The organism is Pseudomonas fitomaticsae, from assembly GCF_021018765.1.
Taxonomy (GTDB): Bacteria; Pseudomonadota; Gammaproteobacteria; order Pseudomonadales; family Pseudomonadaceae; genus Aquipseudomonas; species Aquipseudomonas fitomaticsae.
On the sequence record NZ_CP075567.1, the window covers coordinates 2481875 to 2506107 of the forward strand.

The window sequence follows — 24233 nt, forward strand, 5'->3', positions numbered from 1 at the left end:
TTGAAGGGGGAGGGAGTTACGGGTAGTTGGTGCTGATGCGCTGGGCGATTTCTTCGAGCTCACCGGCAATTTCAAACATTTGGTTGTTGTCGCGCCGGGACACTACTGGGGATCGCTGCACGTTGCGGCCGCTCAGGATCTTCGCGGCCAGAAGGATCAGCCAGGCTTCGAACTGGCGTCGGATCAATCGCTTCATGACTCGTTGTGCTCCATTGGAGGCGTGTGCACGATGCCGATCAGGGAGAAATCAGGGTTTGGGTTGCGCTCGGCGATCATTTTCGTGTGGTCGCGCAATTGATCGGGCATCTTGCCGAGGTGATCTTCGATGAACTGCTCGGTGATCGGCTGAGATACCTTTCTCCTTTCGATGAAACCGTTGCCCTTGCATTCGCAAGTCACGTCACCGCAAAGAATCCCATGCTTGCAGCCGACCATCAGTGGTCTCGTACATAGATCGCTGAGTGCACGGAACTGACCGAGAGTCAGGCGCAGGTCATCATGCATGCCGACATCGCGCGCTGGCTGATGCGAGTTGTCTTCTTCGCCGGCATACAAGTCGGCCACCTTCGCGAATGCCTCGGCTGCGGCGGCCAAGTCATCAATCCGCTGATCCGCTGCGTTCAGGCGCAGCTGCAGGGCGTCACGCTCCGCGGTGACCCGGTCGAAATCGGCGGCCATCACGTATACCATCATCGACGGGTAAAGCTGCAAAATCTGCGGTGTGGCCTCCACCAAATAGCTGATGTGGCCGTAGCGCGTCACTTCACTCATCCTGCAATCTCCATCGATACCAGATCATGGGCATTCACGACCGGCATTCCGAGCTCGCGTGCGATATGCACTTCGAGCCGGGCGCCTTTCGAGTTCTCCCAGCCGGGCAGCACCGCGACCTGGCCGCACAGGCCGAGACGGGTCAGGTCGTAGGCCATGTAGTCCGCCCAGTCCGCGCCGTCGACGACGCCGTGCTCTGCCGGGTTCTCCACGACGTAGCCTTGGGCGCGCAGCTCGGCGGCCATCTTGTTGAAGGCGGGGAAGTTGAAGTCTTCGAAGCCGGTCATCGGCCCGGCCAGGTACAGGCGGTTGGTGCGGGTATCTGCGAGCGTGACGCTGCCCTTGGCCAATTGCTTGCCGCGCTCCAGGCCCATGGCGTATGCCTGATCCTGAAAGACGATCAAGTCCTCGGAGAGCAGGTCAATTTTCTCGACGTACCGCCGGTGCAAGCGCTCGATCGCGTGTTGATCATCTGGATGGTTGCGGGTTTCTGTGGGCATGGGGCGTCCTATGCCGGGGCATGCCCGGGCGGTGGAGTGAATCGTTGAGGTGTGGATAGATTTTTAGGCGACGGCGTCATCGATGAGCGAGACGGGGATTTTCTGGTAGGTTTCGCATAGGCCGTAGGCGCTGGCGCATTTGTTCGGAGCGTCTGCCCGATCTAGCATCTTCAGCATGTCGAACTCTCGGCCGCCACGCGTTGTGTTGGCCCATTCGATCATACGGTCGATGCCGTGAGTCTTGAAGTCGACGTCGTCGCGCTTGTGGACCGTCGGATCATTGGTGGCAGTGAAGAAGGTTGATGAACCGCGCTTACTGGCCAGGCTAACCAGACGCTCCCATTCTCGAACTCTTGCCACCTCTTTTGGCCATCTCGCACCGATCTCCCTAAGCTCGTCCTTGCCGCAATTGACGCACGGCATGCAGCCCACACGTCCAGCGCCTTGCAAATAGAGCGGGTTCGGCTTGATCCCTGCATAGCGATGAGCTTCGAACACTGCCGCGACATCCCATTTAAGGATCGGCCGATAATTGAATAGGCCGCCGCCGACCTCGTCGCACTCCGGCAGGAATCGACGATCAATCGATTCATCCGCCCGCACTCCCTGCCATGAAATAACCATGTTTCCCGGGGTCATCAGGGGGATAAACACTTGCTCGATTATCGGGTTTCGCTTTAGCTCTTCAGTGCAGAACCGAGATTTCGTGCTTGGGAATCGGCCTTTCCAGATGCAAAGGTCAAGGAACGGGATACCAGTCGGATGAAGCACATCGAGCGCCGCCAGAACGATGCTTTCCGGCACGTCCTGTTTGCGCCAGGTAACTTCGACGTACCGACGCTTTCTCGCAATCTGTTCCGTGAAATCTGCCTTGACCCGGCGGATCGGGAAGCTGAAGACGGTTTCGAGATAATGAATATACTCGTAGGTCAGTTCGTGCTCATGGCCCGTATCAGCGAAGACGCCTTGCAGGTTTGGCACTTCCAATGCCTCGGCCACCAAGCCGGTGGCGACACTGTCCTTTCCACCGCTCAGGCTGACGATGTTGTGAGTAGGCATAGAGGATCCTCGCCGGCTGGCGTGATTCGTAGAAGTGGGATTGGTTACTGCTTTTTGAATGTTTTGGTCAGCGCGGAGTTGACGCTGTTGCCGCGCTTCAGCACGACATTGGCCAGTGCGGCCCGGTCTTTCTGGCTGTGGCTGGCCTGCCCGAGCAGACCGAAGTAGCTGTTGGCGGTCTCGCGCAGGTCCTCGGCTGGTGCAGCGGCGGTGCGCTTCAGTGCCTGGGCCAGTGACCGTTTTCGCGTCGTTCGGCGCCAGGGTTTGATGACGTGCCCGACGAAGTCCACGCCGCGATCAACCGGTTGCAAGATGGTCTTGCTGGGGTTTAGCTTGGCGCCAAGCCTCGGCAGGAAGGCTTCGACCTGCTCCCGCCACCGGTTCAACTGCTGCGGCGACTCATGGAGAAACACGAAGTCGTCGACATACCGGACGTAGTGCTTGGCGCGGAGCTGGTGCTTGGCGAACTGATCGAGTGCGTCCAGATACACGTTGGCGAAGAACTGCGACGACAGGTTGCCGATCGGTAGGCCGAGATGCGCAGGCTGTGCGGCCAGGCGCTTGTGCTGCGGGACACGGTTGAACAGGTGCGGCGGGCTGCGCAGTACGTAGTCTTCGCGCGGGTCGTGCATCAGGATCGTTTCGGCCAGTACCAACCACCAGGGTTCGGTGATCTTCTTGGCCAGCTGCTGGCGCAGCACCTGCTTATCGATCGCCACGAAGAAGTTTGCCAGGTCGCACTTGAGGTAGAAGATCGGCTTCGACCAGTTCTCGCTGGCGCTACGGATCTTCGATTCAAGGCGTTTCGCGGCGTACAACGTGCCGCGCCCGGGAATGCATGCGCAACTGTCCGCTATGAAGCTGGCGTAGAAGCGCGATGCCACATGGTTGTACAGCAGGTGGTGGACGACGCGGTCCCGGAACGCCGCCGCCCATACTTCCCGGGCTTTCGGTCGGGTGACCACGAAGCAGATAGATCGGCCTGGCCGGTAAGTGCCGGCGATCAGGTCGTCGTGAAGCTCCAGCAAGTTGATCTCCATGTCCTTCTCGAACTGCCGGGCACTTGCCGTGTTGCGCTTGTGCCGGCGGCAGTCGTAATACGCCTGGACGAGATCCTCGAACTGGAAGGGTGCAACATTCAAATCTGCGGACAGGGCGGACGAGCCGCTCGTTGTTCTTGTCGTTGTTGTTGATCCAGCCATCTTCGAAGTCCATGTTGAAGGCGTTGTTGGCGGAATACTGCGACCTGCCGAGCTATCTACATCACCACCCCGAAGGCATCGCCGATCAGGATGGAAACTGCGCAAGACCTACACGGACGCTTTAGACCGGCGGTTTCTCTTGTGCGCATGGCGGTGACCAGAGGTCAGCGGCTCGACCAGATTTTGCGCATAGACGCTAGAGCCTTGACCCTCACGTAGCGGGCGCTGTTGCGGACTTTTTCCAGGCGTTTGCCTGTCGACCTACAGAGGCCGTCAACTTCATCGCTTTGGCGTGCTGGCTCTTGCTGATGAGCGCCTTGTTGGTGAGCGCTCGAAGCAAGTAGTTCAGCATCCAGATGCTTTCCAGCAGGAGGTTCAGGTGGGGCAACTTGTCTCTCGACATGTTGGCCCGGCCGATCAGCACCAGGACCTGCAGACACTCATCGCGGATCTTGGCGCCGACAACCTGTTTCAGGTCGCGCGGGATGTTTCGAACCAAGTCGAGCGACATGCCGAGCAGTTCTTCTGCAACCTTGTGGATCTCCAGATCCATGTGAAGGGCCATCCTGGCCTCCTTGAAAAGCGAGGGCGCTGACGCGCCCATGAATGAAGGATTGAATGATCAAATAAAGCGTCTGCGGACAGGGCGGACGAGCCGCTCGAGGCTCTTGCCGCTGAGGTTGATCCAGCCATCTTCGAAGTCCAGGCCGAAGGCGTAGTTGGCGGAATACTGCGTGCTGGTCCAGTGCCAGGCCTTGCTGAACACGTCCTTGTCGCCCAGGGTGATTTCGAGGAACGAAGCCTCCCGCCTGGACATCAGGTAAAAGTCTTTGTGCCCGTCGCGCTCGAACGAGCTGCAGAACTGCGCAGCGGGATAGCCCGTGTCCGTCTCCACCAGATCGGCGGTATTGGTCAGGCCGTCGTGCGCGCTTTTCGCACCATCCAGCTCTTCGCGGTAGCCGCCCCACTCAAGCTCGGCCTGCGCATCGGCGCCGGTTGGCACGATCAGGTAGTAAGGCTTGCCGTCGCCCGGGAACATACCGCCATTCACGCCGCCCTCGCCGGGCCAGAAATCGCCGATGGCAGGAATACCACTTTCAGAAATCTTCGGCACCGAGCTGATCGAGAGGGAGGCCAGCTTGAGCACGACCGATTCGTCTGGGCTGCTGATCATCAGGTCGCCACGAGTGTAGGTCGTCAGTTGATTCGCTTGCATGGGATGCTCCTGTGAGCGGAATAGGGTGCAGGCTGCCGGCGCTTCCCGACACGCTTCTGGTCTGAGCGTCGTCCTGACACTCCCGGGAATCACCTGCATGAAAAGCAATGAATGGGTGAATTACTGAATGATGAGGCTGCGGACAGGGCGGACGAGCCGCTCGTAGTGCTTGTCGTTGCTGTCGATCCAGCCATCTTCGAAGTCCATGAGGAAGGCGTAGTAGGCGGAATACTGCGTGCTCAGCCAGTGCCAGCGATCCTCGCGCAGAGTGATCACACCATCGGCCTTGGCCGACATCATCAGTGCACCTTCAAGGTGGGACGGGATGTGTGCGCCCAGTTCCAGCACCTTCACGGCGAGGGCGCTTCCTGCTTCGGCCATGGCTCGGGTATTGGCGGCGCCGTCGCTGTAGCTCTTGGCGCCGGCGACAACCTGCCCGTACTCGCCCCAGGCGCCGGTCAGTTCTTCGTCGAGCAGCACCAGGGCGCGCTCTTCGCCGTTCAGCCAGTAGCGGGCGAAGAAGGTTCCGCCGGCAAGTGGTTGGCCGCGTTCTGGCAGGTCGGCGGCGGCTACGGATTGCTGTGCATGTTGAGTCATGGTTTTCTCCGGGTGTGCGCCGCCCTCCGTGGTTCGGATGCGCAGCGTGGGTCAGGGGTTATTCGTCGTGGTTGATGCGAAGGGCTTCGCGGTCGTGGGCGAGTTTCAATTTCCGCGACACGTTTTCGGGAATCACGTATTCGTGTCGCGGCGGGGTGAGCAGGGGAATGGCGCCGCCCGGGCCGAGGCCGTGCAGGTGGTGAATCATCAGCGTGATCGCCTCGCCCGTTTCCTCGATGCCGCCCCAGGCCATCAGCTCAGCAAGGGCTTGGCGCGTGGCGGGCAGGGTGTGGAACCGAACCTCTACTTCGCCGCGGCTCTTCCTCTTCGCCGCGGCTTTCTCTTGGCGCTCCGCGTTGCTCTTGGCCATGGCCTACCTCTTCAATTCCGCTGGCCGGCAAGTCCAGCCAGGTCTGTCGGCGGCGCGTGGCCGCCCGGTTGGTGGTTCTTTTCACGCTGCGACCTTCACCTGATTCCAGGCGCCGGCGGCGAGGAACAGCTTCGCGGCCTCTGCTTCTGTCAGCGAAACCTCGGCCGGGATGGCGATCCATCCCGACGCGACCATGTGGTTCGGGTTGCAGGTGCCGCGCAGCTCCAGGTAGTAATGCTCGATCGCGTCAGTCAGGCGCTCGACTTTGTACATACCCTGCGGCGAGATCTCCGTGGACTTGATGTACTCGGTGCCCAGCTCATCGCGGCACATGGCGGCGATGTAGATCGTCCAGTGATAGGAGAAGTCGAACAGGGCGTTGGCGATCGCCAGACTCCGGATCTGCCGGCAGTTCTTCCAGTTCACCATGATCTGGCTGCCGCTCGGGTCGATGTTCACCACTGCGACGTGGTTGGTGCTGAGCAGCGCCCGGCAACTGCGTTCGGCCCGGGCGAAACCGTTGTTGGGTTTGCGTTTTGATTTCATAGCGAGTCCGCCATCTTGCGCAGCGCCCTTCGTTCTTCGGCCGATATCGGCTTCGGGCGCCGCTTGAGGACCGTTTCAGGGTCTATTTTTTTCGAACGGGGCGGTGGCAGCGGATTGCGCGGCGGACTTTTCAGCTGGTCGATCTGTCCGCCGGCGGCCAGGTACTGGGCGATCCGTTCAGAGATCGACTCAGCGTCCTGCCGGTGCTGCTCCACCAGATTGAGGTGGTTGCTGATCATGCTGCTTTACTCCGAAGTTTCGCCTCGTATCCGTCCACCAGCAGCTTGAACTGCCAAAGGTCTTCTTCGAGCTGTTCGATGTAGTCGTCGTCGCGTTTGAACTCTTGCAGCCAGAGCTGGCGACCGACCGGTTTAAGCAGAGGGCAGTACATCCCGATATGCCACCACTTGCGCCCCGTGATCCACATGCAGCCCTGCACCTGGTCGATGACATCGCTGGCGTCGTTGTCGATGTGGAAGGCCCGCAGCTTTTCGGGGGAGAGGAAGCACTTGTACTCGCTGCCGCCATCCTCGCCGATGAACCCGTCCGCGCTGGCGCCAAATGCGCCGTCGTCCGTTTTCACCAGTCCGACTTGGGTCACGATAAGGCCTGTCTGGATTTCGTGTTCCATGCGGGCTTCTGGTTCAAGTTCGTGGCCCCGGCGCATCTGCCAAGTTTCGAACCCGCCATCCAGTGGCGCGCCACCGATCCGCTCAACAGCCAGCTCGAAGGCGTAGGTAAGCGCGGCATTCGAAGGCTCGCCGACTTTTTCGCCGTCCAGAGCGCGCTGCACGACTTCGGCTTTCGGCCCAGCCTTGTAGCCGGCCAGGTCGCGGGCTTTGCTTTCGCTGTGACCGGCCAGAATCGCGTCAACGTACGTCCGCTGCTGGGCAGTGAGCCCGTTCACCTTGGATCGGGCGGTGCTGAACATGCTGGCGGTGATGACTCCGGCGCGGCCTTGCAGCCATTCGGCGGAGCCTTGTGTGCAGTTGAGGATAATCATTGAACGCCCTCCAATTTCTTCTGATGCTCAAGGACGGCAGCCTTCACAGCTTCGTACCCTGGCTTGTCGCGTGCGTCCTGCAACACTTTCACGGCTGCTTGCCAGACCTCTTTCAACTCGTCAGCGGTACTCGTTTCGCTGACGCGCTCAAGGATGTCAGCAACGACTTGCTCTTGAAGATCTACACCATCGTCGCCGGTGGCGCCCAGGCCGTCGTCGTCCCTGGCTTCGCCTGTTGTGATGTTCAGCAAAGCGCACATCACGTAACGTTTTCCGTAGGTGGTGGACGACCCTACCGCCTGAACGTCGTTGCGGCCTTTGCCGATATCGACTGGCAGGCTCATGGTCGTCTCCTCCCGGTGGCCACCGCGATGCATCAGGATCCCGGTGACCTTGATCATTTTGTCGGCGTTCTCCACCTTGAAAGTGATGGCAAAACCGTGCCGCTGCATGATCGGTTTCAAGGTGTGAGTGATGTGGTCGAGCGTCGCGTAGGAGTTGCCGGTGTGCAGATTCACTGCACCTTCGAACACGGTCGGGATGTTGCACTGCATCTCGGCCATGGCTGCGTTGAATTCCTGCTCTGCGGTTTTGGCCTGCATGCGTTCATGCATGGCCAGCAGGCGTTCCATCTTTTCGATATCGCAGGTCGGATCGGCTGCTGCGCGACTGATGACCGCCATGATGCTGTTATCCGTCGAGATCGGCACGACGGCTTGCCGGCGCTGCTCCGGCATGATGATTTCGGTGGACATGGCGACCTCAGTAGTTGATTGAAATGGCGGGGATCTTGCGCTGGGCGATCAGGGTGATTGCCTGCTTTGCGCACTCCTCAGGCATGCCGCCGGCGATGAACGCTTCCAAGGCGGCACGATTGATTGCACGACGGTGCGATTCGTCGCGCTCCCTGGCCTCTTGCTGGCGAACGATTTCAGCTGCGGCCGCATCAGCGCGGCGGCGCTCTTCGATCCGGGCTTGCTCGGCAGCTTGCTCGGCACGCTTCACTGCGGCTTGGCGCTCCTGCTCAGCGAGTTGCTCGGCGGCGATGCGATTCGATTCCGCCTGCTCTGCAGCCAGTCGAGCCTGCTCGGCCTGCTGCTCAAGCTGGAGGCGCTGACGTTCGGCCTGTGCCTCTGCATCGCGGGCAGCTTGCTCGGCAGCACGCTGCGCGGCGGCAGCCTGATCAAGCAACTCCTGTTCACGGCGGGCAGCAGCGTCTCGTTCGGCCTGTGCGCGCTGTTCAGCCTCGCGGCGCGCACGCTCTTCAGCTTCCCGGGCGATCTGCGCGTCACGGTCGCGCTGCGCCTGTGCTTCGGCTTCGGCGCGCAACCGGATCAGTTCGGCCTGCTCGGCTTCGTACCTCGCTCGCTCGGCGTGCAGGCCGCGCAGTTTGATCAGCGTCTGATCTTTCACCTGGGCAGCTTCTGCCAAGAACTCTTCCCAGCTATCGTCGATTTCGAGCAGTTCGAGATCGGCAATGACACTGGCGAGGTGTCCGGATGTCGGTGCCTCGTCGAAGATGGCCAGATCCTTGATGCGCTGGATCGCGTCGACGTGCGCATCAGTCCGGGCCAGTTCTTTCTGCTCCCAGTCTGTCAGCGGCTGGCGAGTGGCATCACGCAGCGCGTCCATTTTGTTGACGAAGTCGCGCAGCTCGGCCTCCACCACCTTCGGCATTTCCTTCAGGCGCTTCAGGTAGTCTCGACCGGGCTTTTCGACGGCAGTCTTCGACTTGCTGACCTTGGCGGCCAAGGAGGCGATGCGCTCGCGACCCTTGCGAGTCGTCAGGTCTGGCACTTCGGCGGTGACTTCCGCCTGCACCGCGTCGAAGAATTGGCCCAGGCCACCGGCAACGTAAATGGCTGGTGCGTTCTCGGCGCTGATGTCGTCGATCTTGATCACTTGCTGTTGTGCGGACATGGGGAATCCTTGCCGCGCCCAGCGCAGCGATTGAATGCTTGGTTTATTGAGTGATGCGGTCGGCGAGGGCGCTGAGCAGCATCAGGAAGGTGAAGACGCCGATGGCGGAGAATGAGCCGCGCCAGATCAGTGTGCGGCGTGCCAGCTGCCGGGAGGTCATCGGAAAACCCGGTAGGTGGTGGACTGCGGAGGCTGGCAGGTACTGGAAGAATCGCGCGCCACGTTGTAGCCGGCCATGATCAGCAGCAGGCCTCCGGCAAGAACCCAGAACATGATCTTCATGGCCGAACCCTCGCGGCGATGCGGCCGCCTTTCATCGTCACCGACAAGCGCTGCGGCAGATCCTGAACCAGATCCTCGCGCTTGCGGCCGATCACCTCGTTGAATGGCAGACCGAAGCCGAGGATCGCGATCTTGCGTTCGATATCGGCCAGTTGTTCATCAACCAGCGTTGTCACGATTGGCGCGGTCATGCGGCAGCCCTCTTGAGTTCAGCGTTGCGCTCGACGAACTTGGCATCCAGTGCATCGCGATAACGGTTGGCAGCTCGGGCATCGATGATCTGAGCGAACTCCGCCATTTCGATCATGCCCATGACGAAGGTGCGATCCGGCACTGGTGTGCACGACTTGCGCATCTTCGCGATTTCAAGGCCCAGCCGGGCCAGTGCTACCTGATTGCTCATAGTTCGTTGTCCTCGGCCAGGGCGATCAGCGCATCCTCAACCAGTGGCTTCAGCAGCGCCTCGGCAATCTCCCCAAGCATTCCGAGCGGATGCTCGCTATGGCCCAGCAACTCGTCGGCGGCGACCTTGTCGGCCTGTCCGCGCTTCGCGGCGATCACCAGGTGGCCGAGCGACGCGGTTTCGATATCGCAGCCAGCCAGCCGGCCGTTTACATGCTCATCAACCGCCAGAGCGAACTCCTTGCCGCTCACGCCCTGCACAGCGTGCATACGGCGCTGGAACTTGACCTCGCCACCGCGTGACAACTCTTCGGCGGCGTTGAACAACCATTCCGTCCGAGCTGCATCTTCCGTCACGTCGCTCACCGGCTGCGGCAACTGGGCGTCGAAGTTGGCCTGACAGAGTTTCAGTGCTGCGTTCATGATTGCCTCCAGAGCGGCGGGTTTTAATCTTCAGGCTCACATGCGTAGAACTCAGGATTCGGGTGACTATGGTCTTCTTCACCGCACTCCCTGCACTCCAGATAGCTGTAATGGACGCTTCCGTTTACTGCGCCAGGATCGCCACGTCGCTGGCTTACACGACGCCAGCTATGATTGGCTTCGCATTGCTTGTCGCTCATGGCGACCTCCAGTGTTTGGGGTTAGGCGTTGGCTCTGGCAATGATCGCCTCGGCGTTAGCCAGGGCTGCGTGGTACTTGCCTAGGTTCGCGGCGCCGAGTCTTGCGAGGCCGACCAGATTGCTCAGGCTCTCCAGCAGCTCGGGCGCGGCGGCGATCAAGTTGGCGTCATGCGGAGAAAGGCACACAGAAGCGCAGTCAATGGCCGAGGTATCTTTCTGGAAGATGGGCATCGGCAAACCGGCGCCAGAGCGGATTTCAAAACGCTGAACGGCGAAGTTGCTGCCGGAGAGGTGCTTTGCAACCCACGGCCCGGGCGCATGTTTGGTTTCCATGACTGGCTCCATTGACTGGTTGATCCAACAAAACTCGGATGCACTCATCCGCTCCGCTGGTTGCCGTTGGGCGCGTAGGGGAGTGCATTCGTAGTGGTGTCGGAGAGGTGGCCCGGTCTCGCTGCTGGCGACAGACCGGGTTTACAGCATCAGATTGTCGACGTGCGCAGGGGTGGCCTACCGCTTTCGGCCGATGCGCGGTGACATCGACGGCCTACTGTCCGCTGCCTGTATGGGGATGGGCGTCGGCCTTCAGGCTTGCCGCGCCGCGCGAGGTGGATCAGTTCATCTATTTCATGATGGTCATCCTCCAGTGCGCGCCGTTGGCATCTTGGCGGGCGCTCGCCATTCTCAGTCTTAAAAAATGCAGATGACCGGAGCTGATCCCGGCATGACTATTAGCGGCCTTAGTGACACCGGAGTTTCACCGGGGCGAAGGTTTCAGCCGCATATTCTTGGACTCGCCGTGGCCATCTGGGCGCTTACTCACTCTACCGGCCACGATTCCCGCGATCCCCCAGGTCTTACACTTGCCCATCAGCCTGGGCATTCATCCGCATCGGGGTGTGATCTGCCTGTCCGGGCACTCAGGGTTTCGGCGCGACTTGGACGTGCACTCCGATCCGATTTCAGATCACACCCCGATGCGCTCTCATAGAGAGGATCGGTCAGTTAACGACAGGCTGTCGTAGAGCTGGTTGTTCAGGCGACGAGCCTCTGGGCCTTTTTCAAGGCTCGCTCAAAACTTTCGAAGTAGTAGGTCTTTTCTGGCTTGAACACGCCTCCGACGTAGAGCATCGTTGCCGCCGGATCGCGCTCAAGGACGCGGCCTCCAACGAAGCCGCGAGGGCGGCAATCAGCGATCAGGATTCCATCCTTCGGCAGACGCTCGCCGAAGCCGAGCACGGTAACTCCAGCCGCCTTGCATGCTTCGCGGCGCTCTATCTTGAGGGCAAGCAATCCATCGTCTCGGGTGTAGAGCTTCATCGTGTTGCCCTCCAGGGCGGTTGATTTCCCGTCTGGCCCTGTCGCCAAGGCCAGCCAGTGAAATCTGTTTTCCATTCCATGCTCGGCGCCACGGTTTCCCCACCTGGCCGGCGTCACACATTTCGTGTTCGGTGTTCTTCGCCGGCTGGCTTGCATGGTTTGGCGTCCTCCCATATGGGGAGTCCGGCAGGTTCCAGAGCCTGCATGGGGATCGAAATTTGTGTTTCGCGCTATGCCCGTTTCCGGGGATCGATCCGCGAAGATTCCTGACTGTTAAAGAGCGGCGGGTCTCTTGAGGCCCTTCGCAGAGGCTGTGTGTCGCTGCGATGGATCAAATATGTACCAATGGTTCACATTGAGTCAAGTACCAAAAGTACATATTTTTTCTCGCAGGCATGAAAAAGCCCGCTCAGTGGCGGGCTGCGGGTCAGATCGGGTAGGGCAGAAACAAGAAGCCCGGCGCTAGGCCGGGCTTAAAGATCAATGAGCGTGCCTATTACGCTCAGGCCTGAGCGTGCTGACCACATCAAGCACATGATCGAATGTTGGTACAGAGGTCAAACGCCTTGTCAAAATTCCGATCACTACGAACAAGGTTGTCCAAACAAACAACAATGACAGGCATACGACAGAGATCAATGGATTGCGCGCGATGTGAAAAAGCATGCAGCTTGCCATCACCTTCCGCTTGTCACTGTGCTTCGCGTCGGGTCCAGATTTGTCGAAAAGTGCGATGTAGGGGATTAGCACTATCGAAAAAATGACACTGACGGGTAAAAACCACCATTTCGTTGCCAGGAAATATGCGCCATACGCAGACGTTGCATCATTTTCTGAGGTGTCATCCCTTTCGATGAACTCGGTAACCACCTCTGACGCTCTCTCTCTCAAGCCGACAGATCTGAATCTGCATAAAGCCCAATACCCGACAGTCAGCGCTGCTAAAAAGCTCGCTACAGTCAAGTCCATCATTTTTTACCTCCGGCCTTTTTGCCCTTAGAAAGCTTCTTTTTCAAAGCCTTCTGCGGTTTCTCGTCCGCCGCACGCTCTGGTTTTCCAACTTTGCCCCACGTGTAGATAGCGTAAACGGGGCAGATGATAACCATCATCACACAGAAATGGCCCAAAATTTCCGATTTTGCATAGACCATTTCTAGCAGACTTTTGAGCGAGTCAATAGCCAATGACAAATCCTTCATTAAGGAACTGGCATCAGCACCTTCATCCTTGGAGGAACTCATCTGTAAGTCATCCTAGTGTATTTCTCAATTGTTTTCTGGATAAATGCATGCAGCTTATGTCAACAGTCTGAAACGCGATGCTCCCCAGCGGACCGCTACAGCATGCCGCCACGCCAGACGACGCGCCCGATGATCCGCACTTCGTTGATTTCGCCGTCTCGCAGCGCCTCATCTCCGTAGCGCGCTTTGTCCGGGTTGTCGCTGCGGATAATCCAGCCGCCGATATCCGACTTCACCAGGCGTTTGACGATCGTGCCTTTGGTAGCGCTCTGCATGGCGAAGATCTGTCCGTCTTTAGGTTCAATCTTCGACTCATCCACCAGCAGCACGTCGCCGTCGTTGATGGTCGGCTCCATGCTGTGGCCGTTCGCGTAAATGACGTCGAGGTGACGCTGGTTCAGGTTGTTCGCCCGCAGCCAGGACGATTTGAACGCCATGACGCCACGGATCTCAACGTGAGGGTTATCGTCGCCTTCGCCAGTCGAACCCTGAGCGGTGAGCTGTAGAACGCCGGTGTAATTCGGATCGTCCCTAAGTTCGAAACCCCTGGGCGCGATGCGCATGTCAGCAGAAGGGGGAGGCGAGCTCTCCACCATATCCCCGCGACCGTATTCAAGCCACTCGACGCGAACTCCGAGAGCGTTGGCCACAGCGAGCATCTTGGCGCCACCTGGCATGGACTCGCCATTCATCCACTTGCTAGTGGCCTTTGGTGTGACGCCAGCCATTTTCGCCAGACGAGCACCAGCGCCCCATTCGGGGATTCCTTTTTCGGCGAGTGCCTTCTTTAGGCGTGCCACGAACGCGGTACGCAAATCTTCTATTTGAACCATGGGTACATGGTTGCATGCGCTTGCATGTACTTTCAGTTCCGACATAATATGTACCGTAAGTTCATATTTAACTCGGAGGCCATATGCGGCCGCTCAAGAAATCGATTGATGACGCCGGTGGTGTTCCGTCTGTAGCTCTGGCTTGCGGCAAGACTCCGCGGGCTATCTACAAGTGGCTCGAGGCGGACGCGTTGCCGCGCACCGAGTACACCGGCGAAACCGACTACGCCAAGAAAATTGCCGATCTGGCTGCCAAGAAAGGCAAGCCATTCGACCCGGCCTGGCTGCTCGCCGAGGCCCATCCAAAGAAATCTGCTGCATAACCAATTTCAACAGCCAGGAGCATCGAAGCATGTACATGGATCCCAACCAAAAGCGCGCCATCCCGGTGAAGGTTCGATTTGAACCGGTGCTTGATCGGATTCTGCGTAAAGCCGCTACCAAAACCCGTATGCAGCACGCCACGTATCTCTACGAAATCATCGAGTGGGCTGTGGCCAATGGTGTGATCGAGGAACTGATGCAGGACAAACAAGAAGATATCGCGGGCTGAAGGGCCTATGGAGGCCTAAATGCATTTCGACATCGACAGGCTGTCGCCGGAGGCTCGACGACAGGTGTTGGCGCTTATGGAGGCCAACGGTTTGACCTTGGGTGAAAGCCTCAACCAGATCGTGGAAGGGGCAGTAGCTGAGGGAGCAACTTCAGCAGTAGGGCGGAGGAAGGCAAAAGTCCTCCAGTTGGTGGTGACCCCAATGAGGGCCTCTGGCAGGGACTCTTCAGGGTAATCCAGAGGGCCTCTGCCAAATTCGGGACGAAAAAAAGCCGGGATTGCAGCCCGGCTCTCTTAAACATCTCTGTGGGACGAATTATATGCACACCACAACATCAACAATCAATACCCCGGCCAGTGTCGCGACACAATTTGGAATCGGTGAAAACGTGTCGCGTGAAAAAATGAGCAGCTTCGACTTGCTCGACCTGGTCAACGCCGCTCGCAAGGAGTTTGGCGAAAGCGAGGTTCGTCGCAATGATTTCACCGCGCGGTGCCGCGACGAACTGGACGGCGAATACTACGAAACTTTCGTAGTAAGGAATCAGCGCGGCCCAGCCTCTGAGGCGTTGATGCTGACCAGGGATCATTGCCTTCTGATCTCAATGCGGGAATCGAAAGCAGTTCGCCGCTCGGTCGTTTCCAAGATAAATGCCCTGTCTCAGCCGCGCGAACTGTCCCGCATGGATCTAATTCAGCTCGCCTTTGAGGCTGAGCAGCAGCGCCTGCAGCTGACGATTCAGGTCGAAGCCCAGGCCTCGAAAATCCACTCCATGGAAAACCTATTCAAGGAGGGGATGACCCATACCCAGTTCTGCAAGGGCCTCAATGGGGTCAACGTCATGCAGGTGGGCAAATTCCTCGAGGGCCGCAGCTGGCTCTACAACGAGAGCAAATCCGGCCTGCGCTTCCGTGTGGCCTCGTACGCACGCGACAAGTACATGACCGAGCATCAGCACGAAGTCACTCCCCACGGCCGCGAGCCGTTCGTTTCCTTCACGCCGGTCCTGCTCAAGAAGGGCGCGGTGCGCCTCTACGACCTGTACCTGGCCGGCGAGCTGCCCATGAAGAAGACTTGGGACGGGCTTTTCACCCACGACAAAGCACTGAGGGCCGCGTAATGGCCGGGGACTGGATCAAAATGCGAATCGACCTTCAGACGCATCCGAAAGTTTTCCGCATGGTGTCCGCATTGAAAGCGGACAGACTTCGGATTATTGGCGGACTGCACATTGCGTGGAGCATCTTCGACACCCATTCCGATGACGGTGTGCTGCATGGTTACAGCGTCGATGCGATGGACGCGGTGGTGGGTTGGCCAGGCTTTACCCAGGCCATGATCGAGGTGGAATGGGCGTCCGTGCAGGAAGACGGGAGCCTTGTAATGCCTCGCTTTGACGAGCACAACGGAGCCAGTGCAAAGCGCCGGGCCAACGACAGCGAGCGCAAGCGTAACGACCGCAAAAACAACTATGTCCGCAATGTGTCCGCAAGCGATGCGGACAAAACGCGGACCAGAGAAGAGAAGAGAAGAGAAGAGAAGAAAGAGCAAGATCAAAAGCATGGTGCTGGCGCACCGGCGAAGTCTGGCAAATTCGATCCGCTCACTGCCAAGCCCGAGAACGTGTCCGAAAAGGTGTGGGCCGACTGGTGCCAGCACCGCAAGGAAATCCGCAAGCCGCTGACCGCCAAGAGCTGTGAGCAGCAGGCCAAGGCGTTGCTGGGCCATGCCGCACCTGATCAGGTGCTGGCCACCTCGATCTCGAACGGCTGGACCGGGATTTTCCCGGACAAGATCGCCAGCAACGTGCACCCGTTCCCGCAATCCCGGCACACCGGCTTCGCTGATCGTGATTACACCTCTGGGCTGAAAGTGCGAGAGGACGGCAGCTATGCGCTCTGAAAACGTTCTCGCCATGTCGTCAACCGCTCCCGCTCCACAGCAAACCACTGGCATTTGCGCAGATCACGGCCAATTCCCCCAAACCATCAACATGATCTTCGGCAAGGTGTTCAAGACCGGCTGCCCAGAGTGCATTCGGATCGCCAAGGAAGACGAGGCCGAGCGCGCGAAGATTCAAGAGCGCTACGAGCTGCACCTCAAGCTCGGCGCTGCGCTTATTCCGAAGCGCTTCACCAGCAAAACGCTCAATGGATACCAGGTCGAAACCCCCGGGCAGAAGGAAGCGCTGCGGGTGTGCCGAAAGTACGTGGCCAAGTTCGAGGAAATTTCCGAAACCGGCCGCTGCCTGCTGATGCTGGGCAAGCCAGGCACGGGCAAGACCCATTTGGGCGTAGCCATCGCCAACGAACTCATGCGCAAGACTGCTTCCACGGCCGTTTACCGGACGTTCGGTTCAATCCTGCATGAGATCCGCGCTACCTACCGCCAAGGCAGCGAGCGAACCGAAGGGCAGATCATCGCCGCAGTGGTGAGTCCATCCCTGCTGGTGCTCGATGAAATCGGCGTAAGCAAGGAGACGCCGAGCGATTTCGAGCTGACGACCTTGTTCGCAATCATCAACGGTCGTTACGAGCAGATGCGCCCTACGGTGATCATTTCAAACTTGGACGGGAAGGCATTGCCGTCAGCTATGGGTGAGCGCTGCGTCGACCGCCTGCGCGAGGGCGGCGTGATCGTGCTGCCCTTCGAGTGGGAATCTCAGCGTGGCAAGGAGGGTTTCTGACATGACCATTGACAAACAGAAACTCCAGTCCCTTCTGTGGAGCGAGGTAGCTGCCTGGAAGGCAGACTGCGCGGAGTGGAAGCGCAACACCGAGGCGCTGCAGGAATTCCTCGGGGAGAAGACCGTGGAGGAGGTGGCGCTGGAGCTGCTGGCCGAGAACGAGGTGCTGCGCGACGGTGCAAACTTCAGGGCGATTCAGTCCCTACGGCTGGATTGCGAGGCGCTGCGCAAAGATGCCGAGCGCTACCGGTGGCTTCAGCACGGTCACAGTGGTCACATCGAGGTCGTTGAGTGGATCGGCCCGCACGCTACGGGAATGACTGGCAAAGACCTCGATGCGCTCGTCGATAACGCGATGAGCAAGGCGGTGAAGCCATGACCGACAAGATCAGCGTCAACTGCCCGGCCAAGCTCTCCGAGGCGATCACCAAGCTCAGCGCGATGTTCCGCGACAAGAAGTTCGTCGTGGTGTCGCTGCGCCCGGGCAAGGACCGCACGCTCGACCAGAACCGGTTGTGGTTTGCGATGTACAAGCGGATCTCCGAGATGACCCAGATCGGCGATGAGGCCGACGCCCGCCGGTACTGCAAGCTACACGTTGGCGTGCAGATCCTGCTGAACGAGGATGCCGGGTTTCAGGCCGAGTGGTACCGGGTGATGCGTCACCTGCCGTACGAGACGAAGCTGGCCATGATGGGCGGCTGCCATCTGTTCGGGCCGGACGGTTTCCCGGTGACTAGCCTCTTCAGCCGCGCCCAGGGCATTGCCTACACCGACCGCATCGTCGCGCGATTCGCTCCAGAGGGCGTGTACTTCGATGATCTGCTGAGCCAGGAGGCCGCATGACGATCGAACGGAAGCAGCCCAAACCGAAGAAATGCCGCGTTGCTACCTGCAGGGCCTCATTCGTCCCATCGCGGATGGGGCAGGCGGTATGCAGCCCGGCATGCGCACTGATCGATGCGCCGAAGAATCAGGACAAGGCCCGCAAAGCCATCGCCCAGCTCGACCGCCGTGAGATCAAGGTACGCAAGGAGAAGCTGAAGAGCAGGGCGGATCACCTGCGCGAGGCCCAGGCCGCCGTGAACGAGTACGTCCGCCTGCGTGACGCGCACCTGCCGTGCATCAGCTGCGACTCTATGCCGAACGACAGCGACCTGATGACCGGCAGCCGCTGGGACGCTGGCCACTACCGATCTGTCGGCGCCTGCCCGGAGCTGCGCTTCGAGCCGCTGAACATCCACCGCCAGTGCGTGAAGTGCAACCGCAACCTGTCCGGCAATGCAGTCGAGTACCGGATCCGGCTGGTGCAGCGCATCGGCGCCGAAACCGTGGCCTGGCTTGAGGGGCCTCATGAGCCCCGCAAGTACACCGTGGAAGAAATCAAAACCATCAAGGCTGAGTACCGGGCCAAGACACGCGAACTGAAAAAGGGGCACGCAGCATGATCTACCACAACGTAATTTCGGCGGTCGTTCGTGCTTTGGCGGCCGAGACCATCAACAGCGCCGGCGGATGCAATGTCGAGCCCCGGGTGCAGGCCAGCAAGCTCAAGGGTGAGATATCCGGGAAGGATGCTGCGCTACTGGCTGACTGCATCGTCCACAAGCTTCTGCATGCCCAACTCGCCCCGCGGCACTGGAATGCCCTGGTGGCGAAGTACAGCACGCACCGTGGACGCAAGATCGATTCCATCGGCCGGTTGGTCGCCGTGGTGAAGACGCCGGCACCGCAGCGCTTCACTCAGCAGGCCGTTCTGGTTTGGGCGGTACCTCAACAGTTGAAGGGCATCCAGCGAGCGGTAATCCAGATCAAGGCGCCGCAGCACCGGGAGAACAAGGAAGCGGGGCAGTGGGATTGGCGCAACGCGGCTGCAGACGCTGACGTTGCCCGGGCCAATAAGCACGCGCGCGCCGTAGCAGAGGACAAGCCCGGTGAGATGATCGTTCTGGCCGATTCGAACTACGACATGACGAACTGGGATTCCCAAGGACTTACAGAGCGCACTTACCAGCGCTGGAACAAGGCCATCAAGGATGGCTTGGAGTCGCTTGTGAACGAGGCTCTGGTCGAGGCGCAACACATGCTTGAAGCAGTCGGAGTGCTGGAAAGCGAGGCGGCATGAAATAGTCTCTCAAAGGGCTTGCAATGTCATGTCGCCATGTCGCATTATTCACCCATCCTGTCATTCCTGCGCGTATCGAGGAGTGACAAACGAAACCCGGCCACCGCGCCGGGTTTTTTATTGCCTCGAATTCAACCTTCTGGAGGTGCGCGTGAAGCTGAAAGCCAAAAGCAATCTGCTGGAGCGCGCCAGAACGGCATGGGAGGCGGTCGCACGCCAAGTTGGCGAGACCGACTTCTCGCGCCATCCGCGCACCGGCGAGTATCTGCACCCCGGTGTCGCCTTGGGTTGGCGCATCCACAAAAAGAATCTGTAGTTTTACCTGTAGCCAGGACAGCCCTCGGGAAGGCCTGGACGTCGATAGCCGGATAGTGCGACGTACGGAAACAACGCCGGCAGCCCGCGCACCCTGACCTCACATTGCTTTCGGGATGGCGCGAGACTGGATCAGCGAGATCGATGCAAAGGGGCGTCGACGTTGAGAAGGCCTTTGGCGGACAGCGCGGAAAGACGCGCGCACCTATTCAGGGCCTCTGCATTCGCAGGGGCTTTTTCGTCTCTGGAGCATTCGATGCAAAGCCACGACTATGTGCCGGGTGTCTCCGGCTGGAAGGCAAACAAGCAAACCGGCGAGTACGAATTCAACTCCTGCACCCTTGGCAGTGCGAGCAAAGCGCCCGAGCGTCAGATGGTGTCGGTAGAGATCGCCAGCTACAGCAAGTACGACCTGCCCAAGAATGCCGCCAACCTGGTCCAGTTCATGGAGGCCGAACTGCAAAAGGTGCCGGAGGAATACCGGCACGCTGCGGAGTTTGAAGAGTTTGATGCGAGCTACGGCGATGAATCGTTCAGCTCGCACCTGTTCCTCAGCTACTCGCGCCTCGAAACCGAAGAGGAGCTGGCCGATCGCCTTGAGAAGGCGAAAAACGCCGGAACCCAGATCAAATACGAAGACGGAGTTACTTCCGTCTTTCATAACGGCGTTCTTCGGTACCGGCTTGGCAACATCGCCGCACCAGAGCCTGAGCACGGCTCTGCCGAGCATCCTGCGAAGCCTTTCATCGTTGTCGATGGTACGACCTACCTGAACGAGGCGTTCATCAAGGACAGCACGATCGCCCGCGCCAAGATCGCCAGTAATTGGTCGGTGAAGATGCAGGTCACGCAAGACGGTAAGTACGTCGCGGCTGGTATCGGCCTCGGTTTTCCCTCGCAGTTCCTGGTGAGCGCTGATCGCTATGTAATCAACCGTCCTGCTGAGCGTGACTCGCAGCTTGGTGATGCGTTGAAGGCGGGAGGTGTCAGCTCAATGCTCGACTCCATGGCCGCAAAGATAAGTGAGACCCGGCTCGGCAAGGATCTGTTGAGCGCGATCGAGGAAGTCAAAGTCAAGCAAGGTGCTGAGAATCGCGCCATTTCTGAACGGCTTGATGCATTGAAAGCAAGACTGGATCGCTTGGTGCTTGAACGCTATTCGGAGTTCACGAATCTTGACCTGGCACAGCGTCTGCTTGCAGACCGATTGGAAAGGCTGGAGAAAAACTCCAGCCTTTGAAGTCACGCGTTGGCCTTGGTCCATTCCGAGAGAGCCCATGCCTTGAGCTCCGCGACGGTCAACGAGTCAATATTGTCCGGAGCTTTCGGGTGAAACGTGGTTGTCGCTTGAGATGGCCCAATTACAGTGATTGCTGGCTGGCAGAGGCCGTGATTCAGATTGCCAAGTGTCACATGTACCAATTTCCATTTTTCGCTCATGAGTTTTCCTTTTTAGAGCTGAATCTTAAGTGGAATTTCGATAGTAGCTCTAATCACAGGCCCGCCACCATGCGGGCTTTTTCGTTTTCGGCTCCCCACACCCATTGCTCCGAGCTGGGAGTGCTGTTGGAGCTGATTCAATCTGCAGGTCACGGCCTGCCACATTCCTGACTCCCTGACGGGGAGGAACCGAGATGCCAAACATGCCAGACAAACCAGACACATGGGCGATAGCGCTTGCGTGGTTGAGCCAGCATTCGCCGATCCTCTATGCGGCTGCGCTGTCCTGCGCGATGGCCGTTTTGCGGATCACTTACGGTGGCGGAACCCGTCGCCAGATGCTGGTGGAAGGCGCCATCTGCGGCGGCCTGACCCTGACCATCATCAGCGGCCTGGACTTTTTCGGACTGCCTCAGAGCATGGCCACCTTTGCCGGCGGCTGGGTTGGCTTCCTGGGCGTGGAGAAGATCCGCAACATTGCGGATCGGGTGACTGACTTCAAGTTGCCGAGTCGGAAGGCCGAGTAAGTCGCGACACGTTTCGCGAATCAGCAAATTGTGTCGCGACACCGGAGTGAGCATGCCCAGCGTAACCAGACTGCACCACGCGATCCCAATGAGTCAGGACATCAACAAAGCTCTGACCGAGCTGGATAGCGCTATTGCCAAGGCCATCGACGTCGCCAAGGCTGCCGGCCTGCCTCAGGGCTTGATCGTCGCCGAGCTGCACGGGCACGCCCACGCACAGACCCACAACATGGTGAGCAAATGACGACCATAGCCTACAAAGACGGCGTGATCGCCTACGACTCTCGCCAGACGCGGGACGGGGCAATCGTTTCAGATGATTGCTCTAAGTGCGCGGTCGTTGATGGGGTCAGCTTCTTGCTGGCGGGTGCTGTGTGTGACGAGAAGGCCCTGATCGCGGCCTACTTCGGTACTTCCTCGCCAGTCCCCGTGGAATGCTCGGGCTATGTCGTCGATGGCGGCAAGCTGCTGATGGTCGGTCATGACGACAAGACGGGTATCTGGAAGCAGGAGCTCGACCCGTCCAACCCAGACGCCATTGGCAGTGGTGCCCCTTATGCCCTTGCTGCAATGGATATGGGTGCTAGCGCAGAGGGTGCAGTACGCGCTGCCATGAAGCGAGACATCTACACGGGCGGGAAGGTGCGAACACTGACCATCGCTCCTGCGAAAGACTAAGGATTCCCCATGACAACCAAGCAACCCGACTGGGAGGCGATCGAACGAGCCTACCGGGCCGGTTCGCTTTCCCTGCGTGCCATCGCTGATAAGTACGACACCAACGAAGGCACGATACGCAGCAGAGCAAAGAAGCATGGATGGTTGCGTGACCTCTCTGAGCAGGTACGCACCGCGACGAAAGGAAAGCTTTCACGCGAAGCTTCACGCAGTGACGTCACGCAGCGCGATGTGCGTGAAGATGCGCAGATTGTCGAGGAGGCAGCTACCGAGGCGGCGTCTGTGGTGCTGGCCCACCGTGCGGGTCTGGCGCAGTGGCGCTCGATCTCGAACAAGCTCCGCGATGCTCTCCAAGACATCAAAGTGACCGAAGACAACATCGGCGACTTCTCCCGATCGCTCAACGCAGGCGTGGACGCTCAGCTCAAGGTGATCAAGGGCGAACGCCAGGCCTACAACCTCGACACGGAAGAGGGCGACAAGACAGTCGACACCCTGGCCGCGATGATGGACGAATTATCGAAGGACGCCTGACATGAAGCCCGAGCACATGAAGCTGCTCCGGGACAAGCGTTGGCGGTTGAACAATCTCTACTTCATCACCGACAAGCAGGGCAAGAAAGTCCGCTTCCGGATGACGGACGAACAGATTGAATACTTCGACGGGATGCATACCCGGAACATCATCCTGAAGGCCCGGCAGCTTGGCTTCACCACTGAGTGCTGCATCATCCAGCTCGACGCCGCTCTGTTCGAGTCGGCCAAGTGCGCGCTGATCGCCCACACCCTGAACGACGCCAAGCGCCTGTTCAGGGAGAAGGTGAAGTACGCCTACGACAACCTGCCGAAAGAGATCCGAGCTGCCAATCCGGCGAGCAACGACGCTGCCGGCGAGCTGGTGTTCAGCAAAGGCGGTTCGCTTTACGTCAGCACGTCCTTCCGTGGCGGCACGCTGCGTTACCTGCACGTCTCCGAGTTCGGGAAGATCTGCGCCAAGTTTCCGCACAAGGCTCGCGAGATCGTCACCGGCGCCTTTGAGGCGGTGGCCACTGACTGCTTTGTCACGATCGAATCCACGGCAGAGGGCCGGGCCGGCTACTTCTTCGACTACTCACAGAGCGCCGAGAAGCAGCTTCTGTCTGGCACGCCGCTCGGCAAGCTGGATTGGAAGTTTTTCTTCTTCAGCTGGTGGAAGAACAAGGCCTACTGGCTCGATCCGGCCGAGGCGGTCATCCCGCAGCGCCTGACCGACTATTTCAACGAGTTGTTTGCCAAGCATGGCATCGATACAAACCCCGGCCAGCGAGCCTGGTACGCCGCCAAGGAGAAGACCCTCGGCGACGACATGAAGCGGGAATACCCGTCTCTACCGGCCGAAGCCTTCCAGCAGTCGATCGAGGGCGCCTACTACGCCCAGCAGTTCATCAAGCTGTATGCCGCTCAGCGCATCGGCGCGATACCGAACAACAGCCATCTGCCGGTGATGACCTTCTGGGACATCGGCGTCGGCGACTCCACGGCTATCTGGTTCGTGCGCCAGGTTGGCGAAGAGTTTCACGTCATCGATTACTACGAGAACTCAGGCGAGGGCCTGCGCCACTACATGAAGGTGCTCAAGGACAAGGGTTACACCTACTCCGAGCACTGGGGGCCGCACGACATCGAGAACCGCGAGTTCGGCAGCGATGCCAAGAGTCGCAAGGACATCGCCAAGGAGGGCTACGAGATCGACGGTGTGAAATACAGCCTGAAGTTCCAGGTTGTGCCGAAGACCGGCGTAGACACTGGTATTGAAGCGGCTCGGGAGATCCTGCCGCGCTGCGTGTTTGATGAATCCAAGTGCAGCGAAGGCATCACCCACCTTGAGGCATACCGCAAGGAGTGGGACGACAAACACGGCTGCTGGAAAGACAAGCCGCTGCATGACAGCACCTCGCACGGCGCTGACGCCTTCCGTTACTTCGCTGTCTCCATGACCAAGCGCAAGCCAGCACCAACTCAAACCCAAGACCTGAGAATTTGA

Annotated in this window: 41 protein-coding genes; 16 read left to right on the plus strand and 25 right to left on the minus strand. The window is 59.3% G+C overall.

What is annotated here, in order from left to right:
* Nucleotides 1–16 precede the first annotated feature (16 nt).
* The 24 genes from KJY40_RS11195 to KJY40_RS11305 form a co-directional block, all read right to left on the minus strand.
* Nucleotides 17–196, minus strand: a complete 180-nt coding sequence (locus KJY40_RS11195) for a hypothetical protein (protein ID WP_230736768.1) — start codon at nucleotides 194–196, stop codon at nucleotides 17–19.
* Entirely contained in the window at nucleotides 193–771 is a 579-nt protein-coding gene (locus tag KJY40_RS11200) for a hypothetical protein (RefSeq protein WP_230736770.1), read from the minus strand. The genes KJY40_RS11195 and KJY40_RS11200 overlap by 4 nt, the downstream gene beginning before the upstream one ends.
* On the minus strand, nucleotides 768–1271 hold the full coding sequence (locus tag KJY40_RS11205; protein ID WP_230736772.1) for a DUF4406 domain-containing protein: 504 nt from the start codon (nucleotides 1269–1271) through the stop codon (nucleotides 768–770). Before KJY40_RS11205 ends, KJY40_RS11200 begins: the two co-directional genes overlap by 4 nt.
* A gap of 63 nt (nucleotides 1272–1334) precedes the next feature.
* Complete coding sequence (locus KJY40_RS11210; protein WP_230736774.1) at nucleotides 1335–2330, minus strand: phosphoadenosine phosphosulfate reductase domain-containing protein; 996 nt, start codon at nucleotides 2328–2330, stop codon at nucleotides 1335–1337.
* A gap of 44 nt (nucleotides 2331–2374) precedes the next feature.
* Nucleotides 2375–3532 carry an RNA-directed DNA polymerase gene (locus KJY40_RS11215; protein ID WP_230736776.1) on the minus strand — a complete coding sequence of 386 codons (1158 nt, stop codon included), beginning with the start codon at nucleotides 3530–3532 and terminating at the stop codon, nucleotides 2375–2377.
* 211 nt (nucleotides 3533–3743) lie between these two features.
* The gene (locus tag KJY40_RS11220; RefSeq protein WP_230736778.1) at nucleotides 3744–4097 is read right to left on the minus strand and encodes a four helix bundle protein; all 354 of its coding nucleotides are present in this window, start codon (nucleotides 4095–4097) and stop codon (nucleotides 3744–3746) included.
* A gap of 57 nt (nucleotides 4098–4154) precedes the next feature.
* Nucleotides 4155–4748, minus strand: coding sequence for a DUF1566 domain-containing protein (locus KJY40_RS11225; RefSeq protein WP_230736781.1), 594 nt, complete (start codon nucleotides 4746–4748; stop codon nucleotides 4155–4157).
* Between the two features lie 120 nt (nucleotides 4749–4868).
* Nucleotides 4869–5345, minus strand: a complete 477-nt coding sequence (locus tag KJY40_RS11230; RefSeq protein ID WP_230736783.1) for a hypothetical protein — start codon at nucleotides 5343–5345, stop codon at nucleotides 4869–4871.
* Between the two features lie 58 nt (nucleotides 5346–5403).
* On the minus strand, nucleotides 5404–5715 hold the full coding sequence (locus KJY40_RS11235) for a hypothetical protein (protein ID WP_230736784.1): 312 nt from the start codon (nucleotides 5713–5715) through the stop codon (nucleotides 5404–5406).
* An 81-nt stretch (nucleotides 5716–5796) separates the two neighbouring features.
* Nucleotides 5797–6261, minus strand: a complete 465-nt coding sequence (locus KJY40_RS11240) for a hypothetical protein (RefSeq protein ID WP_230736787.1) — start codon at nucleotides 6259–6261, stop codon at nucleotides 5797–5799.
* Nucleotides 6258–6500: a hypothetical protein gene (locus tag KJY40_RS11245; RefSeq protein WP_230736789.1), complete on the minus strand. Its 243-nt coding sequence runs from the start codon at nucleotides 6498–6500 to the stop codon at nucleotides 6258–6260. Before KJY40_RS11245 ends, KJY40_RS11240 begins: the two co-directional genes overlap by 4 nt.
* The gene (locus KJY40_RS11250) at nucleotides 6497–7264 is read right to left on the minus strand and encodes a lambda exonuclease family protein (protein ID WP_230736791.1); all 768 of its coding nucleotides are present in this window, start codon (nucleotides 7262–7264) and stop codon (nucleotides 6497–6499) included. The genes KJY40_RS11245 and KJY40_RS11250 overlap by 4 nt, the downstream gene beginning before the upstream one ends.
* Nucleotides 7261–8019, minus strand: coding sequence for an ERF family protein (locus tag KJY40_RS11255; RefSeq protein ID WP_230736794.1), 759 nt, complete (start codon nucleotides 8017–8019; stop codon nucleotides 7261–7263). Before KJY40_RS11255 ends, KJY40_RS11250 begins: the two co-directional genes overlap by 4 nt.
* A 7-nt stretch (nucleotides 8020–8026) precedes the next feature.
* Complete coding sequence (locus KJY40_RS11260) at nucleotides 8027–9184, minus strand: hypothetical protein (RefSeq protein WP_230736796.1); 1158 nt, start codon at nucleotides 9182–9184, stop codon at nucleotides 8027–8029.
* A gap of 156 nt (nucleotides 9185–9340) precedes the next feature.
* A complete protein-coding gene (locus tag KJY40_RS29605) occupies nucleotides 9341–9466 on the minus strand; it encodes a hypothetical protein (RefSeq protein ID WP_264302539.1) in 126 nt (41 codons plus the stop codon).
* Complete coding sequence (locus tag KJY40_RS11265) at nucleotides 9463–9657, minus strand: hypothetical protein (RefSeq protein WP_230736797.1); 195 nt, start codon at nucleotides 9655–9657, stop codon at nucleotides 9463–9465. Before KJY40_RS11265 ends, KJY40_RS29605 begins: the two co-directional genes overlap by 4 nt.
* Entirely contained in the window at nucleotides 9654–9869 is a 216-nt protein-coding gene (locus KJY40_RS11270) for a hypothetical protein (RefSeq protein ID WP_230736799.1), read from the minus strand. The genes KJY40_RS11265 and KJY40_RS11270 overlap by 4 nt, the downstream gene beginning before the upstream one ends.
* Nucleotides 9866–10291 (minus strand): hypothetical protein, encoded by a 426-nt coding sequence (locus KJY40_RS11275; RefSeq protein ID WP_230736801.1) that lies wholly within the window; start codon nucleotides 10289–10291, stop codon nucleotides 9866–9868. Before KJY40_RS11275 ends, KJY40_RS11270 begins: the two co-directional genes overlap by 4 nt.
* Before the next feature lie 23 nt (nucleotides 10292–10314).
* Complete coding sequence (locus KJY40_RS11280; protein ID WP_230736803.1) at nucleotides 10315–10491, minus strand: hypothetical protein; 177 nt, start codon at nucleotides 10489–10491, stop codon at nucleotides 10315–10317.
* Between the two features lie 21 nt (nucleotides 10492–10512).
* Nucleotides 10513–10824: a hypothetical protein gene (locus tag KJY40_RS11285; protein ID WP_230736805.1), complete on the minus strand. Its 312-nt coding sequence runs from the start codon at nucleotides 10822–10824 to the stop codon at nucleotides 10513–10515.
* A gap of 702 nt (nucleotides 10825–11526) precedes the next feature.
* A complete protein-coding gene (locus tag KJY40_RS11290; RefSeq protein WP_230736807.1) occupies nucleotides 11527–11811 on the minus strand; it encodes a hypothetical protein in 285 nt (94 codons plus the stop codon).
* A gap of 480 nt (nucleotides 11812–12291) precedes the next feature.
* Complete coding sequence (locus KJY40_RS11295; protein WP_230736810.1) at nucleotides 12292–12783, minus strand: hypothetical protein; 492 nt, start codon at nucleotides 12781–12783, stop codon at nucleotides 12292–12294.
* A complete protein-coding gene (locus tag KJY40_RS11300) occupies nucleotides 12780–13052 on the minus strand; it encodes a hypothetical protein (RefSeq protein ID WP_230736812.1) in 273 nt (90 codons plus the stop codon). Before KJY40_RS11300 ends, KJY40_RS11295 begins: the two co-directional genes overlap by 4 nt.
* 95 nt (nucleotides 13053–13147) lie before the next feature.
* Nucleotides 13148–13885 carry a LexA family transcriptional regulator gene (locus tag KJY40_RS11305; RefSeq protein ID WP_230737675.1) on the minus strand — a complete coding sequence of 246 codons (738 nt, stop codon included), beginning with the start codon at nucleotides 13883–13885 and terminating at the stop codon, nucleotides 13148–13150.
* 83 nt (nucleotides 13886–13968) lie between these two features.
* On the opposite strand from KJY40_RS11305, the gene KJY40_RS11310 reads away from it, so the two are divergent.
* The 11 genes from KJY40_RS11310 to KJY40_RS11360 all read left to right on the plus strand — a co-directional run bounded on the left by KJY40_RS11310 (nucleotide 13969) and on the right by KJY40_RS11360 (nucleotide 20805).
* Entirely contained in the window at nucleotides 13969–14208 is a 240-nt protein-coding gene (locus KJY40_RS11310) for a helix-turn-helix domain-containing protein (RefSeq protein ID WP_064588255.1), read from the plus strand.
* 29 nt (nucleotides 14209–14237) lie between these two features.
* Nucleotides 14238–14438 (plus strand): hypothetical protein, encoded by a 201-nt coding sequence (locus tag KJY40_RS11315; RefSeq protein WP_039012569.1) that lies wholly within the window; start codon nucleotides 14238–14240, stop codon nucleotides 14436–14438.
* A 320-nt stretch (nucleotides 14439–14758) separates the two neighbouring features.
* Nucleotides 14759–15559: a phage antirepressor protein gene (locus tag KJY40_RS11320; protein WP_230736814.1), complete on the plus strand. Its 801-nt coding sequence runs from the start codon at nucleotides 14759–14761 to the stop codon at nucleotides 15557–15559.
* A complete protein-coding gene (locus KJY40_RS11325; RefSeq protein ID WP_230736816.1) occupies nucleotides 15559–16341 on the plus strand; it encodes a Pyocin large subunit-like protein in 783 nt (260 codons plus the stop codon). The genes KJY40_RS11320 and KJY40_RS11325 overlap by 1 nt, the downstream gene beginning before the upstream one ends.
* Entirely contained in the window at nucleotides 16331–17125 is a 795-nt protein-coding gene (locus tag KJY40_RS11330) for an ATP-binding protein (protein WP_230736818.1), read from the plus strand. Before KJY40_RS11325 ends, KJY40_RS11330 begins: the two co-directional genes overlap by 11 nt.
* Nucleotide 17126: 1 nt before the next feature.
* Entirely contained in the window at nucleotides 17127–17504 is a 378-nt protein-coding gene (locus KJY40_RS11335; protein WP_230736820.1) for a hypothetical protein, read from the plus strand.
* Entirely contained in the window at nucleotides 17501–17971 is a 471-nt protein-coding gene (locus tag KJY40_RS11340) for a hypothetical protein (RefSeq protein ID WP_230736822.1), read from the plus strand. Before KJY40_RS11335 ends, KJY40_RS11340 begins: the two co-directional genes overlap by 4 nt.
* The gene (locus tag KJY40_RS11345) at nucleotides 17968–18573 is read left to right on the plus strand and encodes a recombination protein NinG (RefSeq protein WP_230736824.1); all 606 of its coding nucleotides are present in this window, start codon (nucleotides 17968–17970) and stop codon (nucleotides 18571–18573) included. The genes KJY40_RS11340 and KJY40_RS11345 overlap by 4 nt, the downstream gene beginning before the upstream one ends.
* Nucleotides 18570–19250 carry a hypothetical protein gene (locus KJY40_RS11350; protein WP_230736826.1) on the plus strand — a complete coding sequence of 227 codons (681 nt, stop codon included), beginning with the start codon at nucleotides 18570–18572 and terminating at the stop codon, nucleotides 19248–19250. The genes KJY40_RS11345 and KJY40_RS11350 overlap by 4 nt, the downstream gene beginning before the upstream one ends.
* 151 nt (nucleotides 19251–19401) lie before the next feature.
* Nucleotides 19402–19566: a hypothetical protein gene (locus KJY40_RS11355; RefSeq protein WP_230736828.1), complete on the plus strand. Its 165-nt coding sequence runs from the start codon at nucleotides 19402–19404 to the stop codon at nucleotides 19564–19566.
* A gap of 255 nt (nucleotides 19567–19821) precedes the next feature.
* Nucleotides 19822–20805: a phage tail tip fiber protein gene (locus KJY40_RS11360; protein WP_230736829.1), complete on the plus strand. Its 984-nt coding sequence runs from the start codon at nucleotides 19822–19824 to the stop codon at nucleotides 20803–20805.
* A 2-nt stretch (nucleotides 20806–20807) separates the two neighbouring features.
* Here the strand turns inward: KJY40_RS11360 and KJY40_RS11365 are convergent, their stop codons facing one another.
* A complete protein-coding gene (locus KJY40_RS11365) occupies nucleotides 20808–21005 on the minus strand; it encodes a hypothetical protein (protein WP_230736832.1) in 198 nt (65 codons plus the stop codon).
* 194 nt (nucleotides 21006–21199) lie between these two features.
* Here KJY40_RS11365 and KJY40_RS11370 point away from each other — a divergent pair, with 194 nt between their 5' ends.
* From KJY40_RS11370 to KJY40_RS11390, 5 genes are read left to right on the plus strand one after another with little or no spacing between them, the layout of a single operon-like run.
* Complete coding sequence (locus KJY40_RS11370) at nucleotides 21200–21532, plus strand: phage holin, lambda family (protein ID WP_085747314.1); 333 nt, start codon at nucleotides 21200–21202, stop codon at nucleotides 21530–21532.
* 52 nt (nucleotides 21533–21584) lie between these two features.
* Nucleotides 21585–21776, plus strand: coding sequence for a hypothetical protein (locus KJY40_RS11375; RefSeq protein WP_230736835.1), 192 nt, complete (start codon nucleotides 21585–21587; stop codon nucleotides 21774–21776).
* Entirely contained in the window at nucleotides 21773–22210 is a 438-nt protein-coding gene (locus KJY40_RS11380) for an Ntn hydrolase family protein (RefSeq protein WP_230736837.1), read from the plus strand. The genes KJY40_RS11375 and KJY40_RS11380 overlap by 4 nt, the downstream gene beginning before the upstream one ends.
* 9 nt (nucleotides 22211–22219) lie before the next feature.
* Nucleotides 22220–22744 (plus strand): hypothetical protein, encoded by a 525-nt coding sequence (locus KJY40_RS11385; RefSeq protein WP_230736839.1) that lies wholly within the window; start codon nucleotides 22220–22222, stop codon nucleotides 22742–22744.
* A gap of 1 nt (nucleotide 22745) precedes the next feature.
* Nucleotides 22746–24233 carry a terminase gene (locus tag KJY40_RS11390; protein ID WP_230736841.1) on the plus strand — a complete coding sequence of 496 codons (1488 nt, stop codon included), beginning with the start codon at nucleotides 22746–22748 and terminating at the stop codon, nucleotides 24231–24233.

What these genes read in the sequence shown, in the direction of transcription:
- KJY40_RS11195 (WP_230736768.1), bottom strand. Translation starts at nt 196, where the DNA reads ATGAAGCGATTGATCCGACGCCAGTTCGAAGCCTGGCTGATCCTTCTG.
- KJY40_RS11200 (WP_230736770.1), bottom strand. Translation starts at nt 771, where the DNA reads ATGAGTGAAGTGACGCGCTACGGCCACATCAGCTATTTGGTGGAGGCC.
- KJY40_RS11205 (WP_230736772.1), bottom strand. Translation starts at nt 1,271, where the DNA reads ATGCCCACAGAAACCCGCAACCATCCAGATGATCAACACGCGATCGAG.
- KJY40_RS11210 (WP_230736774.1), bottom strand. Translation starts at nt 2,330, where the DNA reads ATGCCTACTCACAACATCGTCAGCCTGAGCGGTGGAAAGGACAGTGTC.
- KJY40_RS11215 (WP_230736776.1), bottom strand. Translation starts at nt 3,532, where the DNA reads ATGGCTGGATCAACAACAACGACAAGAACAACGAGCGGCTCGTCCGCC.
- KJY40_RS11220 (WP_230736778.1), bottom strand. Translation starts at nt 4,097, where the DNA reads ATGGCCCTTCACATGGATCTGGAGATCCACAAGGTTGCAGAAGAACTG.
- KJY40_RS11225 (WP_230736781.1), bottom strand. Translation starts at nt 4,748, where the DNA reads ATGCAAGCGAATCAACTGACGACCTACACTCGTGGCGACCTGATGATC.
- KJY40_RS11230 (WP_230736783.1), bottom strand. Translation starts at nt 5,345, where the DNA reads ATGACTCAACATGCACAGCAATCCGTAGCCGCCGCCGACCTGCCAGAA.
- KJY40_RS11235 (WP_230736784.1), bottom strand. Translation starts at nt 5,715, where the DNA reads ATGGCCAAGAGCAACGCGGAGCGCCAAGAGAAAGCCGCGGCGAAGAGG.
- KJY40_RS11240 (WP_230736787.1), bottom strand. Translation starts at nt 6,261, where the DNA reads ATGAAATCAAAACGCAAACCCAACAACGGTTTCGCCCGGGCCGAACGC.
- KJY40_RS11245 (WP_230736789.1), bottom strand. Translation starts at nt 6,500, where the DNA reads ATGATCAGCAACCACCTCAATCTGGTGGAGCAGCACCGGCAGGACGCT.
- KJY40_RS11250 (WP_230736791.1), bottom strand. Translation starts at nt 7,264, where the DNA reads ATGATTATCCTCAACTGCACACAAGGCTCCGCCGAATGGCTGCAAGGC.
- KJY40_RS11255 (WP_230736794.1), bottom strand. Translation starts at nt 8,019, where the DNA reads ATGTCCACCGAAATCATCATGCCGGAGCAGCGCCGGCAAGCCGTCGTG.
- KJY40_RS11260 (WP_230736796.1), bottom strand. Translation starts at nt 9,184, where the DNA reads ATGTCCGCACAACAGCAAGTGATCAAGATCGACGACATCAGCGCCGAG.
- KJY40_RS29605 (WP_264302539.1), bottom strand. Translation starts at nt 9,466, where the DNA reads ATGAAGATCATGTTCTGGGTTCTTGCCGGAGGCCTGCTGCTGATCATG.
- KJY40_RS11265 (WP_230736797.1), bottom strand. Translation starts at nt 9,657, where the DNA reads ATGACCGCGCCAATCGTGACAACGCTGGTTGATGAACAACTGGCCGAT.
- KJY40_RS11270 (WP_230736799.1), bottom strand. Translation starts at nt 9,869, where the DNA reads ATGAGCAATCAGGTAGCACTGGCCCGGCTGGGCCTTGAAATCGCGAAG.
- KJY40_RS11275 (WP_230736801.1), bottom strand. Translation starts at nt 10,291, where the DNA reads ATGAACGCAGCACTGAAACTCTGTCAGGCCAACTTCGACGCCCAGTTG.
- KJY40_RS11280 (WP_230736803.1), bottom strand. Translation starts at nt 10,491, where the DNA reads ATGAGCGACAAGCAATGCGAAGCCAATCATAGCTGGCGTCGTGTAAGC.
- KJY40_RS11285 (WP_230736805.1), bottom strand. Translation starts at nt 10,824, where the DNA reads ATGGAAACCAAACATGCGCCCGGGCCGTGGGTTGCAAAGCACCTCTCC.
- KJY40_RS11290 (WP_230736807.1), bottom strand. Translation starts at nt 11,811, where the DNA reads ATGAAGCTCTACACCCGAGACGATGGATTGCTTGCCCTCAAGATAGAG.
- KJY40_RS11295 (WP_230736810.1), bottom strand. Translation starts at nt 12,783, where the DNA reads ATGATGGACTTGACTGTAGCGAGCTTTTTAGCAGCGCTGACTGTCGGG.
- KJY40_RS11300 (WP_230736812.1), bottom strand. Translation starts at nt 13,052, where the DNA reads ATGAGTTCCTCCAAGGATGAAGGTGCTGATGCCAGTTCCTTAATGAAG.
- KJY40_RS11305 (WP_230737675.1), bottom strand. Translation starts at nt 13,885, where the DNA reads ATGGTTCAAATAGAAGATTTGCGTACCGCGTTCGTGGCACGCCTAAAG.
- KJY40_RS11310 (WP_064588255.1), top strand. Translation starts at nt 13,969, where the DNA reads ATGCGGCCGCTCAAGAAATCGATTGATGACGCCGGTGGTGTTCCGTCT.
- KJY40_RS11315 (WP_039012569.1), top strand. Translation starts at nt 14,238, where the DNA reads ATGTACATGGATCCCAACCAAAAGCGCGCCATCCCGGTGAAGGTTCGA.
- KJY40_RS11320 (WP_230736814.1), top strand. Translation starts at nt 14,759, where the DNA reads ATGCACACCACAACATCAACAATCAATACCCCGGCCAGTGTCGCGACA.
- KJY40_RS11325 (WP_230736816.1), top strand. Translation starts at nt 15,559, where the DNA reads ATGGCCGGGGACTGGATCAAAATGCGAATCGACCTTCAGACGCATCCG.
- KJY40_RS11330 (WP_230736818.1), top strand. Translation starts at nt 16,331, where the DNA reads ATGCGCTCTGAAAACGTTCTCGCCATGTCGTCAACCGCTCCCGCTCCA.
- KJY40_RS11335 (WP_230736820.1), top strand. Translation starts at nt 17,127, where the DNA reads ATGACCATTGACAAACAGAAACTCCAGTCCCTTCTGTGGAGCGAGGTA.
- KJY40_RS11340 (WP_230736822.1), top strand. Translation starts at nt 17,501, where the DNA reads ATGACCGACAAGATCAGCGTCAACTGCCCGGCCAAGCTCTCCGAGGCG.
- KJY40_RS11345 (WP_230736824.1), top strand. Translation starts at nt 17,968, where the DNA reads ATGACGATCGAACGGAAGCAGCCCAAACCGAAGAAATGCCGCGTTGCT.
- KJY40_RS11350 (WP_230736826.1), top strand. Translation starts at nt 18,570, where the DNA reads ATGATCTACCACAACGTAATTTCGGCGGTCGTTCGTGCTTTGGCGGCC.
- KJY40_RS11360 (WP_230736829.1), top strand. Translation starts at nt 19,822, where the DNA reads ATGCAAAGCCACGACTATGTGCCGGGTGTCTCCGGCTGGAAGGCAAAC.
- KJY40_RS11365 (WP_230736832.1), bottom strand. Translation starts at nt 21,005, where the DNA reads ATGAGCGAAAAATGGAAATTGGTACATGTGACACTTGGCAATCTGAAT.
- KJY40_RS11370 (WP_085747314.1), top strand. Translation starts at nt 21,200, where the DNA reads ATGCCAAACATGCCAGACAAACCAGACACATGGGCGATAGCGCTTGCG.
- KJY40_RS11375 (WP_230736835.1), top strand. Translation starts at nt 21,585, where the DNA reads ATGCCCAGCGTAACCAGACTGCACCACGCGATCCCAATGAGTCAGGAC.
- KJY40_RS11380 (WP_230736837.1), top strand. Translation starts at nt 21,773, where the DNA reads ATGACGACCATAGCCTACAAAGACGGCGTGATCGCCTACGACTCTCGC.
- KJY40_RS11385 (WP_230736839.1), top strand. Translation starts at nt 22,220, where the DNA reads ATGACAACCAAGCAACCCGACTGGGAGGCGATCGAACGAGCCTACCGG.
- KJY40_RS11390 (WP_230736841.1), top strand. Translation starts at nt 22,746, where the DNA reads ATGAAGCCCGAGCACATGAAGCTGCTCCGGGACAAGCGTTGGCGGTTG.